The organism is Geobacillus sp. CCR, assembly GCF_052906625.1.
In genome coordinates this window covers 1-13501 of sequence record NZ_JBREBQ010000027.1, presented here as the reverse complement: position 1 = coordinate 13501, position 13501 = coordinate 1, and the positions used below count along the sequence as shown (strand labels likewise).

11 protein-coding genes and 1 rRNA gene are annotated in these 13501 nt (G+C 50.6%); 8 read left to right on the top strand and 4 right to left on the bottom strand.

Annotated features, from left to right (window positions below; genetic code table 11):
- Positions 1-303: 303 nt before the first annotated feature.
- The 4 genes from jag to rpmH form a co-directional block, all read right to left on the bottom strand.
- A complete protein-coding gene (gene jag, locus ACVBDQ_RS13355; protein ID WP_011232958.1) occupies positions 304-960 on the bottom strand; it encodes an RNA-binding cell elongation regulator Jag/EloR in 657 nt (218 codons plus the stop codon).
- Complete coding sequence (spoIIIJ, locus tag ACVBDQ_RS13350; RefSeq protein ID WP_011232959.1) at positions 957-1721, bottom strand: YidC family membrane integrase SpoIIIJ; 765 nt, start codon at positions 1719-1721, stop codon at positions 957-959. The genes jag and spoIIIJ overlap by 4 nt, the downstream gene beginning before the upstream one ends.
- A 72-nt stretch (positions 1722-1793) precedes the next feature.
- The gene (gene rnpA, locus ACVBDQ_RS13345) at positions 1794-2159 is read right to left on the bottom strand and encodes a ribonuclease P protein component (protein WP_011232960.1); all 366 of its coding nucleotides are present in this window, start codon (positions 2157-2159) and stop codon (positions 1794-1796) included.
- A 79-nt stretch (positions 2160-2238) separates the two neighbouring features.
- Positions 2239-2373, bottom strand: a complete 135-nt coding sequence (gene rpmH, locus ACVBDQ_RS13340) for a 50S ribosomal protein L34 (protein WP_003253900.1) — start codon at positions 2371-2373, stop codon at positions 2239-2241.
- A 479-nt stretch (positions 2374-2852) separates the two neighbouring features.
- Here rpmH and dnaA point away from each other — a divergent pair, with 479 nt between their 5' ends.
- The 8 genes from dnaA to ACVBDQ_RS13300 all read left to right on the top strand — a co-directional run.
- Entirely contained in the window at positions 2853-4205 is a 1353-nt protein-coding gene (gene dnaA / locus ACVBDQ_RS13335) for a chromosomal replication initiator protein DnaA (protein ID WP_011229517.1), read from the top strand.
- A 178-nt stretch (positions 4206-4383) separates the two neighbouring features.
- The gene (gene dnaN, locus ACVBDQ_RS13330) at positions 4384-5520 is read left to right on the top strand and encodes a DNA polymerase III subunit beta (protein ID WP_011229518.1); all 1137 of its coding nucleotides are present in this window, start codon (positions 4384-4386) and stop codon (positions 5518-5520) included.
- Positions 5521-5708: 188 nt separating this feature from the next.
- Positions 5709-5939: a S4 domain-containing protein YaaA gene (gene yaaA / locus ACVBDQ_RS13325; protein WP_012820418.1), complete on the top strand. Its 231-nt coding sequence runs from the start codon at positions 5709-5711 to the stop codon at positions 5937-5939.
- A gap of 11 nt (positions 5940-5950) precedes the next feature.
- On the top strand, positions 5951-7069 hold the full coding sequence (recF, locus tag ACVBDQ_RS13320; RefSeq protein ID WP_011229520.1) for a DNA replication/repair protein RecF: 1119 nt from the start codon (positions 5951-5953) through the stop codon (positions 7067-7069).
- A 46-nt stretch (positions 7070-7115) separates the two neighbouring features.
- On the top strand, positions 7116-9038 hold the full coding sequence (gene gyrB / locus ACVBDQ_RS13315) for a DNA topoisomerase (ATP-hydrolyzing) subunit B (protein WP_014194553.1): 1923 nt from the start codon (positions 7116-7118) through the stop codon (positions 9036-9038).
- A gap of 150 nt (positions 9039-9188) precedes the next feature.
- Complete coding sequence (gene gyrA / locus ACVBDQ_RS13310) at positions 9189-11645, top strand: DNA gyrase subunit A (RefSeq protein ID WP_011229522.1); 2457 nt, start codon at positions 9189-9191, stop codon at positions 11643-11645.
- A gap of 145 nt (positions 11646-11790) precedes the next feature.
- Entirely contained in the window at positions 11791-12858 is a 1068-nt protein-coding gene (locus ACVBDQ_RS13305; RefSeq protein WP_014194554.1) for an HD-GYP domain-containing protein, read from the top strand.
- 446 nt (positions 12859-13304) lie between these two features.
- Positions 13305-13501: ribosomal RNA gene (locus ACVBDQ_RS13300) — 16S ribosomal RNA — on the top strand; the annotation flags it as partial.

Below are 13501 nucleotides of genomic sequence, written 5' to 3'. Positions count from 1 at the left end.
GCCCGTTTTGGCCGCTTTTTTTCCTTGTGCATATTCACTTAGTTCAATTTTAACTTATCCACATGTGAATAACAATACAGCGCGCTCAACGCGGTTGTTGAAAAATATAAGCGGCGGCCGTCAAAAAAAAAGTTGGTGGAAACTAGTGATTGCTTCACAATCATCTGGACGGATAGGCAAAAAAGACCGTTGCTGCGCTGTTTCCCCATTTGAAGAAGCTCTTGCTGGAGCGTTCCCCCATTTCCATCGCCAATCTTCCAGGCGGCGCCAATACCGTAAAAAAAGAGGCCGCCTCTCTACAGTTTAGCGAGGCGCCTCTTTTTTCGGCGACATTTTGCCTGTTTTCGGAGCGACGACAATCGAACGGTGCGGATCAACGCCAACGGAATAGGTCAAGACGTGCTTGTTGTCAGCCAGCGCTGCATGGATGATCTTCCGTTCATGCGCCGGCAACGGCTCCAACCTTACTTCTTTTCCCGTCTTCACCGCCCGGGCGGCCAGCTTGTGCGCCAGTTCGATCAGCGCCTTTTCCCTTCGTTCGCGGTAATTTTCGACATCGACGGCAATCGACACGTATTCGTCAGCATGGCGGTTGGCGACGAGCTGCGCCAAAAACTGAAGAGCGTTTAACGTTTGCCCGTGCTTGCCGATCAATAGACCGACCGGCCCCCCGTGCACATGAAGCGTCACCTGCTTGCCGCGGCGGACGGCTTCGATGCTTGCCCCTTCCGCCCCCATTTGCGCGATGACTTGCTGCAAAAAGCGAACCGTCTCCTCAACCGGGTCGATTTTCAGCACGGCTTTCACAACCGCCGGCCGGCCGCCAAACAAGCCAAACCAACCTCTTTTCCCTTCATCGAGCACAACAATAACCGCACGCTCTCGAGGCACGCCAAGCTGCGCGAGCGCCAACTGCACCGCCTCTTCGACTGTCCGGGCAGTCGCGGTCACTTCTTTCACTTTTTCGCTCCTCCTGAATGGGCGGCAATCTCCGGCCCTTTAATGAGATACGTTTGCACAATGGAGAAAATATTTCCGACGACCCAGTAAAGCGACAAAGCAGCTGGGAAGTTGATCGCGAAAATGACGATCATAATCGGCATCATCCAAAGCATCATCGCCATTTGTGGATTTTGCTGAGCGGAGCCGGCCATCATGATTTTCTGCTGGATGAACGTCGTCACGCCGGCAATGACCGGCAAAATGTAGTACGGGTCTTTTTCGCCAAGGTCAAACCATAAAAAATTATGTTGGGCAATTTCTCTCGTCCGCATGATGGCATGGTAAAATCCAATTAAAATCGGCATCTGGATCAAAATCGGGAAGCAGCCGGCCATTGGGTTGACGCCGTGCTTTTGGAATAAGAGCATCATCTCTTGCTGGAGCTTTTGTTGAGTTTGCGCGTCTTTTGAGCTGTATTTTTTGCGGAGCGCTTCAATTTCCGGCTGAAGCGCTTGCATCGCCTTCGCGTTGCGCGTCTGTTGAATCATCAGCGGCAAAATCAATAAGCGGATCAAAATGGTGACGACAATGATGGACAACCCAAAGCTTCCGCCGAGCAGCCCGGCGACATATTTGATCAGCCAAGAAAGCGGATAAACGATATACTCGTTCCAAAACCCCTTGCTTTCCGGGGTGATCGGTTTGTGAATTTCCGTGCATCCGGCCAGCACAGCCGCTAACGCACCGAACAAAATGATGAATCTGATTCGCCTTTTCACCTTCTTTTTCCTCCCACATATACAAGTTCACGTATGTATTTTACCATTTTTTTTGCCGCGTGGAGCATTTTTTCAAGCCGAATGCGACGGTTGGCCTCCTTTTTTCAGCCCTCCGGATTTCCGGAGCACATGGATTAAACTTTTTTTTACTTCCGCATAATTCATCTCCGCCACCGGCTGCCTAGCGATAACGACATAGTCTTTGCCAGGGGCAATCTCCTCTTTCAATTCGAGGAAGCATTGGCGGATGTAGCGCTTGATTCGATTTCGGACGACAGCCTTGCCAAGTTTTTTGCTGACAGACAGCCCGATGCGAAAATAAGGCTGCTCCGGGCGGTCAAGCGTGTAGATGACAAACTGGCGGTTGGCCGTTGAAGCGCCCCTCTGAAACACTTCCTGGAACTCTTCGTTTTTCTTGATCCGATACTTTTTTTTCATTCTCCCCAAACACTCCATTTGCCTAATTTCCCGGCGGCAAAATATTGAGAAAAAAGACCACTGAAACTTCAGTGGCCTATTATGCAGACAAAACTTTTCTTCCTTTGCGGCGGCGGCGCGCCAACACTTTTCTGCCGTTTCTCGTGCTCATGCGCGCGCGGAATCCGTGCACTTTGCTTCGTTTCCGTCTATTCGGTTGATACGTCCGTTTCATCTATGACACCTCCCTAGGGAATAACAGTTACGGGCAGTCTTTCTCATTATATTGAACAATCTTAGCAAATGTCAACCGCCTCTTCGTTTTTCCAACTCTGATCAGCGCTGTGGATAAATTTTTTCTCCCTATCAACAATCCACAACATTTATCGACATTTTTTTCACATGTTCAATGGTGTGGATAATGATTTTTTCACATCCCGTCCATTTTGTGGATAATCAAAAAAATCCCGTTGCAACAAGCCGCTTTATTTGCTATTATTATTGTGTTTTCACTATGGATAATTATGTGGATAAGAGGAGTCTATCCACATTTTGTGGATAGATTGTGGATAGTTTTTTTCACAACGCGTTAATAATGTTACCCACAGATGGTGGATTTTGTCGAAAAGCTTCTTTATTTCCTTAATATGCTTTTTCCACAAACTTATTTTTTTAAACAAACGATCATCCTCTGACTTAAGGGAGGGGCAACGGGTGGAAAATATCCATGACTTATGGGATCGCGTGCTCGCGGAGATTGAACAAAAAATCAGCAAGCCGAGCTTTGAAACTTGGCTCAAGTCAACAAAAGCCCACTCTTTACGAGGTGACACGCTCGTCATCGTAGCCCCGAACGAGTTTGCTAGAGATTGGCTTGATTCTCGCTACTCTCATTTGATTGCGGAAACGATCTACACCATCACGGGCGAAGAATTGGCCGTCAAGTTTATCATTCCGCCAAATCAGGATGATGAAGAACTAGAGTTCCAGTCATCTAAGAAAAAGCAACGGAAACCGTATGAAGAGACAAACGATTTCCCACAAAGCATGTTAAATCCGAAATACACGTTCGATACGTTTGTCATCGGCTCCGGCAACCGGTTCGCCCATGCCGCTTCACTGGCGGTCGCTGAGGCTCCGGCCAAAGCATACAACCCCTTGTTTATCTATGGCGGCGTCGGACTTGGAAAAACACACTTAATGCACGCGATCGGTCATTACGTGATTGAACATAACCCATCGGCGAAAGTGGTCTATTTATCTTCAGAGAAATTTACGAATGAGTTTATTAACGCCATCCGAGACAACCGCCCTGACGACTTTCGCAACAAGTATCGGAACGTTGACGTCCTACTGATCGATGATATTCAGTTTTTGGCCGGAAAAGAACAAACGCAAGAAGAATTTTTCCATACGTTTAATACGCTGCACGAGGAGAGCAAGCAAATCGTCATCTCAAGCGATCGACCGCCGAAAGAAATCCCAACACTCGAAGACCGCTTGCGTTCGCGCTTTGAGTGGGGGCTCATCACCGACATTACGCCGCCTGATTTGGAGACGCGGATCGCTATCCTCCGCAAAAAGGCGAAGGCGGAGGGGTTTGACATTCCAAACGAGGTAATGCTTTATATCGCCAATCAAATTGACTCGAACATCCGCGAGCTTGAGGGCGCTCTCATTCGCGTCGTCGCTTATTCGTCGCTCATCAACAAAGAGATCACCGCTGACTTGGCAGCAGAGGCATTGAAAGACATCATCCCGAGCGCAAAGCCGAAGGTAATCACGATTCAAGACATTCAGCGCGTTGTTGGACAGCATTTCAACATCAAGATGGAAGATTTTAAAGCGAAAAAGCGAACAAAATCGGTCGCGTTCCCTCGGCAAATTGCCATGTATCTCTCCCGCGAACTGACCGACTGTTCGTTGCCGAAAATCGGCGATGAATTTGGGGGACGCGATCATACAACCGTCATCCACGCCCATGAAAAAATATCAAAGCTTTTGCAAACCGATACGCAGCTGCAAAGGCATATACAAGAGATTCAAGAAAAGCTGAAGCAACTGTGAACAACTGTCTCGGTTTTATGCACAGCTTATCCACATGTGGACAGGCTGTGCTTGCTTCGCTTTTTTTGTTTATCCACATACTAACAAGCCATACGACTAGTACTACGGTTTTTGTTTTTATTTTTATATTTTTATAATTTATTTCCGACGATCTAAAGAAACGGGGAGGAACAGCAACGTGAACATTTCCATTGACCGCGAAGCGTTGGCCAAGAGCGTCCAAGACGTGATGAAAGCCGTATCGACAAGAACGACGATTCCGATTTTGACCGGAATCAAACTAACAGCAACCGCCTCGGGAGTAACGCTGACCGGAAGCGATTCCGACATTTCAATTGAATCGTTTATTCCGCTTGAAAAAGAAGGCAAGTTGCTCGTTGACGTGAAAAGACCGGGGAGCATCGTACTGCAGGCGCGCTTTTTCTCTGAAATCGTGAAAAAACTGCCGCAACAAACGGTGGAAATCGAAACGGAAGACAACTTTTTGACGATCATCCGCTCGGGGCACTCAGAATTCCGCCTCAATGGGCTAAACGCCGACGAATATCCGCGCCTGCCGCAAATTGAAGAAGAAAACGTGTTTCAAATCCCGGCTGATTTATTGAAAACCGTGATTCGGCAAACGGTGTTCGCCGTTTCTACATCGGAAACGCGCCCAATCTTGACAGGTGTCAACTGGAAAGTTGAACATGGCGAGCTTGTCTGCACAGCGACCGACAGTCATCGCTTAGCCATGCGCAAAGTGAAAATTGAGTCGGAAAATGAAGTATCATACAACGTCGTCATCCCTGGAAAAAGTCTTAATGAGCTCAGCAAAATTTTGGATGACGGCAACCACCCGGTGGACATCGTCATGACAGCCAATCAAGTGCTATTTAAGGCCGAGCACCTTCTCTTCTTTTCCCGGCTGCTTGACGGCAACTATCCGGAGACGGCCCGCTTGATTCCAACAGAAAGCAAAACGACCATGATCGTCAATACAAAAGAGTTTTTGCAGGCAATCGACCGAGCGTCCTTGCTTGCTCGAGAAGGAAGGAACAACGTTGTGAAACTAACGACGCTTCCTGGAGGAATGCTCGAAATTTCTTCGATTTCTCCGGAGATCGGGAAAGTGACGGAGCAGCTGCAAACGGAGTCTCTTGAAGGGGAAGAGTTGAACATTTCGTTCAGCGCGAAATATATGATGGACGCGTTGCGGGCGCTTGATGGAACAGACATTCAAATCAGCTTCACTGGGGCCATGCGGCCGTTCCTGTTGCGCCCGCTTCATACCGATTCGATGCTTCAGCTCATTTTGCCGGTGAGAACATATTGACCCACCGCCCTCCTATTGGCGAAAACCATTCAGCTTCAAGGGCAAAAGCCGCCCGACAACGCTGCTTTTTCTCAAGTCCGATGAGAAGGCGGGCAACATCTATGCCCATCCTTCCCATCGGCTTTCTTTGCGAGTGGGCGGATTTTTCGGTAAAATAAAAGAATAGGCAGTTTGAAGGAAAGCGAGCGATGACACGGATGGAACAACGGGTGACGATTACAACGGAAACGATTACGCTGGGGCAGCTTTTGAAACTTGTGCGATTGATCGATACTGGCGGTGCGGCCAAATGGTTTTTGCAGGAACATCACGTGCTTGTCAATGGAGAACGGGAAAACCGGCGCGGGCGAAAGCTGAGAGACGGCGACCGGATCGACATTGAACCGTTTGGCACGTTCGTCGTCGTAAAAGCGGAGTAGGTGAAGGTTCGGTGTTTTTGACCAACTTAACGTTGACGAATTACCGGAATTATGAGTATGAAACGCTGAATTTTGGTGAGGGCGTGAACGTCATCTTAGGAGAAAATGCCCAAGGAAAGACGAACATGATGGAGGCCATTTATGTTTTGGCTATGGCGAAGTCGCACCGCACGTCCAACGATAAAGACCTTATCCGTTGGAATGAAGAGTATGCTAAAATAGAAGGAAGAGCGGAAAAACGAAGCGGGTCGTTAACGCTTGAGTTGCTTATTTCAAAAAAAGGAAAAAAAGCAAGATGCAACCATATTGAACAGCAGCGGCTCAGCCAATACGTCGGCCATTTGAATGTCGTCATGTTTGCTCCCGAAGACTTGAATTTAGTCAAGGGAAGTCCGCAAGTGCGGCGCCGATTTGTCGATATGGAAATCGGGCAAGTGTCGCCTGTGTATATACATGATTTGAGCCAATACCAAAAGCTGCTGCAACAACGCAATCATTACTTAAAAATGATGCAGGCGCGCGAGCGGAGCGATGAGGCGGTTCTTGATGTGTTAACTGAGCAGCTTGTATTGCTGGCGGCCAAAATTACGCTGCGGCGCCGCCAGTTTTTGTCGCTGCTTGAGCAATGGGCGATGCCAATCCACTATGAAATCAGCCGCGGCGCCGAACAGCTTTGCATCCGATACGAACCGTCGGTCGACGTATCAGAAAAGGCGGAATTGTCGAGAATAGTAGAAGCATACAGTGAAACGTTCGCCGCCATGAGGGAACGGGAAGTTCAGCGGGGAACAACGCTGGTCGGCCCGCATCGTGATGACATCGCGTTTTTCGTGAATGGAAAAAACGTGCAAACTTTCGGTTCCCAGGGGCAACAACGTACAACCGCGCTAGCGGTCAAGCTGGCAGAACTTGAGCTCATCTTTTCCGAGTTAGGCGATTACCCCATTTTATTGCTGGATGATGTGTTGTCAGAACTTGATGACTTTCGGCAAACCCACCTCCTTGATGCCATCCGGAAAAAAGTGCAAACTTTTGTCACAACAACAAGCATTGACGGCATTAAGCACGATATCATTCAAGAAGCGGCTATTTATCGAGTCCATTCTGGTTCGGTAACCGCTCCTTCTTGACCGCGAGACCGTTGAACGTTTGCAAAGAAAGCGTAGGTGATCAGGCATGACAATGGAACAACGGGTTGAGCAGACGTACGATGCAAGCCAAATCCAAGTGCTTGAAGGCCTTGAAGCGGTCCGCAAGCGCCCGGGGATGTACATCGGCTCGACGGGGCCGAAAGGACTGCACCATCTCGTTTGGGAAATCGTCGACAACAGCATCGACGAGGCGTTGGCGGGCTATTGCACAAACATCGATGTGACGATCGGCAAAGACAACAGCATCACCGTCGCCGACAACGGGCGTGGCATTCCGGTTGACATTCACGAGGCGACCGGGCGTCCCGCCGTCGAAGTCATTATGACCGTCCTTCATGCCGGTGGGAAATTTGGCGGAGGGGGCTATAAAGTGTCCGGCGGCTTGCACGGCGTTGGCGCTTCGGTCGTCAACGCCTTATCGGAATGGCTCGAAGTTTACGTCTATCGGGATGGAAAAATCCATTACCAGCGGTACGAGCGCGGAGAACCGTGCACCGACTTGCAAGTCATCGGCGAGACAGACCGGACCGGAACGACGACCCGTTTTAAGCCGGACCCGGAAATTTTCACTGAGACGACCGAATTTGACTATGAAACGCTGGCCACTCGGTTGCGTGAGCTCGCCTTTCTAAATCGCGGCTTAAAAATCACGCTGACGGACGAACGGGTTGACAGCCGAAAAAACGAATATGTTTACGAAGGCGGCATTCGTTCATACGTCCGTCATTTGAACCGAACACGAGAAGTGCTGCACGAAGAGCCAATTTATATCGCTGGCGAGCGTGACGGCATTGCCGTAGAAATCGCCTTGCAGTACAACGACGGCTATACGAGCAATATTTATTCGTTTGTCAACAACATTCATACGCATGAAGGCGGCACACATGAATCTGGCTTTAAAATGGCGCTGACGCGCATTATCAATGATTACGCTCGCAAGCAGCAAATTTTTAAAGAAAACGACACGAATTTGACTGGCGAAGATGTGCGCGAAGGGCTGACGGCCATCGTGTCGATCAAGCATCCATCGCCGCAGTTTGAAGGGCAAACGAAAACGAAGCTCGGCAACAGCGATGCGCGCACGGTGACCGACGCTGTCTTTTCCGAACAATTTGAAACGTTTTTGCTTGAAAATCCGACGATTGCCCGAAAAATCGTCGAAAAAGGCATGATGGCGGCGCGGGCGCGGCTGGCGGCGAAAAAAGCGCGCGAACTGACGCGGCGCAAAAGTGCGCTTGAAATTTCCAATTTGCCGGGCAAACTGGCTGACTGTTCGTCAAGAGACCCGTCGATCAGCGAGCTGTATGTCGTCGAGGGCGATTCGGCCGGCGGCTCCGCGAAACAAGGGCGCGACCGCCATTTCCAAGCGATTTTGCCGCTGCGCGGGAAAATCCTTAACGTGGAAAAAGCGCGCTTGGACAAAATTTTGTCGAACAATGAGGTGCGGGCGATTATTACCGCCCTTGGCACGGGCATTGGCGAAGAGTTTGACATCTCAAAGGCGCGTTACCATAAGGTCATCATTATGACCGACGCCGATGTTGACGGGGCCCATATTCGCACGCTTCTTTTAACATTTTTTTACCGTTATATGCGGGAATTGATTGAACACGGCTACATTTATATCGCTCAGCCGCCGCTGTATAAAATCGAGCAGGGAAAACAGGTGCGTTATGCTTACAACGACCGCCAGCTTGAGAAAATCCTTGCTGAGCTGCCGGACCAGCCAAAACCGACGATTCAACGCTATAAAGGACTGGGCGAAATGAATCCGGAGCAACTTTGGGAAACGACGATGAATCCGGAAACGAGAACGTTGCTGCAAGTGAGCTTGCAAGACGCCATTGACGCAGATGAAACGTTTGAAATTTTAATGGGCGATAAAGTTGAGCCGCGCCGCCAGTTCATCGAAGAAAATGCCCGTTATGTGAAAAACTTGGACATTTAGGATAAAAAAAGAGGGAATCAGCCGCCCTCCTCGCTTCACCTTGCCGACGGGGACACCCGGCGCGCGAGCGAAGCGGCGCCCGCCGTCCGTCCGCGTCCGCCTGGCCGGGCGGTCCGGACTGGAGGAGGTTTCAAAGGGAGGTTTGAACGAATGGCAGAACACGAACAACCGCGCATCCGCGAAGTGAACATCAGCCAGGAAATGCGTTCTTCGTTTCTTGACTATGCGATGAGCGTCATCGTTTCGCGCGCCCTGCCGGACGTGCGCGACGGGCTGAAGCCGGTGCATCGCCGCATTTTATATGCCATGCACGACCTCGGCATGACTGCCGATAAACCGTATAAAAAGTCGGCTCGCATCGTCGGCGAAGTGATCGGGAAATATCATCCGCACGGGGATGCCGCCGTGTATGACACGATGGTGCGCATGGCGCAAGATTTCAACTACCGCTACATGCTTGTCGACGGACATGGCAACTTCGGATCGATTGACGGCGACGCGGCAGCAGCGATGCGCTACACGGAAGCGCGCATGTCGAAAATCGCCATGGAGCTTTTGCGCGATATCAACAAAGACACGATTGACTATCAAGACAACTATGACGGTTCGGAAAAAGAACCGGTCGTGCTGCCGTCCCGGTTTCCTAATTTGCTTGTCAACGGTTCATCCGGCATCGCTGTCGGAATGGCGACGAACATTCCGCCGCACCAGCTTGGCGAAGTGATTGATGCCTTGTTGGCATTAAGCCAAAATCCGGAGATGACGGTTGCCGATTTGATGGAATACATCCCAGGACCTGACTTTCCAACCGCTGGACAAATTATCGGCCGCAGCGGCATCCGCAAGGCGTACGAAACGGGTCGCGGCTCCATTACATTGCGCGCCAAGGCCGAAATCGAGCAGCAGCCAAACGGCAAGGAAACGATCATTGTGACCGAGCTACCTTACCAAGTAAACAAGGCGAAACTGATCGAGCGGATCGCCGAACTTGTGCGCGACAAAAAAATTGACGGCATCACCGACTTGCGCGACGAGTCGGATCGGAGCGGCATGCGCATCGTTATCGAAGTGCGGCGCGATGCCAACGCGAAGGTTGTGTTGAACAATTTGTACAAACATACGGCATTGCAAACGAGTTTTGGCATCAACATGCTTGCTTTGGTAAACGGCGAGCCGAAAGTGCTGAACTTAAAAGAGTGTTTGGAGCATTATTTAAACCATCAAAAAACCGTCATCCGCCGGCGGACGGCGTTTGAGCTGAAAAAAGCCGAGGCGCGTGCTCACATTCTGGAAGGGTTGCGCATCGCCCTTGACCATTTGGATGAAGTGATCGACCTCATCCGCCGCTCACAGACAACGGAGGCGGCGCGCGAAGGGCTGATGGCGCGGTTCTCACTCAGTGAACGGCAAGCGCAGGCGATTTTGGATATGCGCCTGCAACGGTTAACCGGCCTTGAGCGGGAAAAAATCGAACAAGAATACCAAGACCTTGTCCGTCTGATCGCAGAACTGAGAGGCGTATTGGCCGACGAAGAGAAAGTATTGCAAATCATTCGCGATGAACTGAGCGAAATTAAGGAGCGGTTCAACGATGAGCGGCGCACGGAAATCGTTTCAGGAGCCGTTGAGCAGTTCGATGACGAGGATTTAATTCCGCAAGAGCATGTCGTCATCACGCTTACTCATAAAGGCTACATCAAGCGCTTGCCTTTATCGACGTACCGGAGCCAAAAACGCGGCGGACGGGGCGTGCAAGGCATGCATACGGCGGAAGACGATTTTGTCGAACATTTGCTCATTACGTCGACTCATGACACCGTGCTGTTTTTCACGAATAAAGGGAAAGTATATCAGGCAAAAGGCTACGAGATTCCGGAATTCGGCCGCACAGCCAAAGGGCTGCCGATCATCAACTTGCTTGAGCTCGATAAAGATGAGTGGATCAACGCCATGATTCCGATTGAAAGCGAGTTTAGCGATGAACGCTACCTCGTGTTTGCGACAAAGCAAGGAATTGCCAAACGTTCCCCGCTTTCAGCGTTCGCCCATATTCGCAACAACGGGCTTATCGCCATCCATTTGCGCGAAGGGGATGAACTGATTTCTGTCCGGCTGACGGATGGCAAAAAGCATTTGATCATCGGTACGAAAAACGGCATGCTCATCCGTTTTCCGGAAACCGACGTGCGGGCGATGGGCCGCAGCGCGACTGGAGTCAAAGCGATCACGCTTGATGACGGGGATGAAGTAGTTGGCATGGAAATTTTAGAAGACCATCATGATGTGCTTGTCGTCACGAAAAAAGGGTTCGGCAAGCGCACTCCGGCCTCGGAATACCGCGTGCAAAGCCGCGGGGGCAAAGGATTGAAAACGTGCAACGTCACGGATAAAAACGGTCCTGTCGTTGCGGTGACAACCGTCGTCGGCAATGAAGACGTCATGGTGATCACGACCGGCGGCGTGCTCATTCGCATTGCCGTCAGCGATATTTCTCGGACGGGAAGAATCGCCCAAGGCGTTAAGCTCATTCGCCTCTCTGGCGAAGATGGGCATGAGTGCGTCGCTACGGTGGCGAAAGTGCCTGAGGAAGAAAGGGACGAGGAATAAAGAAGAAGATCATTCAGCCTAACGGAAACGGCGCTTCGCCTATAGGCGCGGGGCGTCGTTTTTCTGTTTCAAAAGCCTGCCATCGCGGCCAAAATCATGTTACGATAGAAATACAGAGAAAAAAAGACAAAGGGGGCACTAATCGATGGTCCGTGTGAAACGCTCCCAGCTTCGCGAAGGATGCGTGCTCGCTGAAGATGTGCTCGGCAAGACGAAACGTCCAATTATACCGAAAAACACCGTGATCACGAAACCGTTGCTACTCGTACTTGAAAAATTCCTCGTTGAGGAAGTGGACGTTGAACCATTGCTTGCTAACGGTGAACCATTTCCCAACGTCGATTCCGCATCAACGGCGGTTGCCAAACAGCCGATGGCCTTCTACTTAGAGGCGGTCCAACGATACAAAACATGGTTTCAATCGTGGCAAGCCGGTTTGCCGGTTGATATCGGCGAAATCAGAGGGGTCATCATTTCGCTTTTTGAACGAATGGCGGGCCAAAAACGGGAGTTGCTTATGTTGCATCATTACGCAACAAAGGACGAATATTTGCACCATCATGCCGTCAGCGTCGGGCTGCTCGCGGGCTTTTTGGCCATGCAGCTTGGATACAGCGAAGGGGAATGCCACCAAATCGCCCTTGCCGGTGTGCTAGCAGACTGTGGCATGGCGAAAGTAAGTAAGAGAATTTTGACAAATCCGTCAGCGCTCACTGAAGCCGAGTTCAATGAAGTAAAGCAGCACCCTGTCTTCAGCTACCGCATGGTGCAAAAAATCCCTGCGCTAAACCATGGGGCAAAACTTGCTGTGTTGCAACATCATGAACGAAATGACGGCAGCGGCTACCCGCTCGGAGTAAAAGCAGAAAGAATTCACCCTTACAGCCAGATCGTTGCCGTCGCTGATGTCTACCATGCCATGACTTCAGAACGGTTATACCGTCGCAAACAGTCGCCGTTTCGGGCCATTGAAACGATGCAAAGGGAGCAGTTCGGCAAACTGAGTACAGAAGCTGTCGCCGCGCTGGTGAACAATCTCATCGGCCTACAAACAGGAGCCGTCGTCAAACTCTCCAACGGCGAAATGGCTGAAGTTATGTTTATTCCTTCGGACGAGCCAGCCCGGCCGATCGTCAAGATCATCGAAACCGGACAGTTGCTGTCACTAAGCGTTCAGCGGGACATATATATCGAGGAAATGGTGCAAGGTTGATCAGTGTCAGTTCCAAAAAATACTATTGCCTAAACAACATCCACATGATACAATCAACATTGCTTGTGACGGTAAAGAAATAAAAAAGTTGTTGACTTTTCGTTGTCCATGGGTTATTATTTAATAGCTGTCATCATTAAGGGACAGCGAAAAAGCTCCTTGAAAACTAAACAAAACGCAAGCGTCATAAGAAAAGCTGAGGCTCGCGGGTCGCCGCGATGGGCAAATGTTCTTCGCCTGCAGGGATTTACAATCCCGAAGGCGAAGGTTATTTGACCCCGAGAGGCGGCGGGCCGAAGCTGGACAATGCGAAAAGCTGAGGCCGCTTGCCTATCGGCGAAACGCGCTGAGAGGCCCGCGAGCGGGCTTAGCCCGCCGCAGCGGGACACGAAGCGTCGCGAGCCGATAGCGGCCGAAGCTGGACAATCCGAAAAGCCAATCAACTTTCTTTGGAGAGTTTGATCCTGGCTCAGGACGAACGCTGGCGGCGTGCCTAATACATGCAAGTCGAGCGGGCCAAATCGGAGCTTGCTCTGGTTTGGTCAGCGGCGGACGGGTGAGTAACACGTGGGCAACCTGCCCGCAAGACCGGGATAACTCCGGGAAACCGGAGCTAATACCGGATAACACCGAAGACCGCATG

What these genes read in the sequence shown, in the direction of transcription:
- rnpA (WP_011232960.1), bottom strand. Translation starts at nt 2,159, where the DNA reads ATGAAAAAAAAGTATCGGATCAAGAAAAACGAAGAGTTCCAGGAAGTG.
- rpmH (WP_003253900.1), bottom strand. Translation starts at nt 2,373, where the DNA reads ATGAAACGGACGTATCAACCGAATAGACGGAAACGAAGCAAAGTGCAC.
- yaaA (WP_012820418.1), top strand. Translation starts at nt 5,709, where the DNA reads ATGACACGGATGGAACAACGGGTGACGATTACAACGGAAACGATTACG.
- gyrB (WP_014194553.1), top strand. Translation starts at nt 7,116, where the DNA reads ATGACAATGGAACAACGGGTTGAGCAGACGTACGATGCAAGCCAAATC.
- gyrA (WP_011229522.1), top strand. Translation starts at nt 9,189, where the DNA reads ATGGCAGAACACGAACAACCGCGCATCCGCGAAGTGAACATCAGCCAG.
- ACVBDQ_RS13305 (WP_014194554.1), top strand. Translation starts at nt 11,791, where the DNA reads ATGGTCCGTGTGAAACGCTCCCAGCTTCGCGAAGGATGCGTGCTCGCT.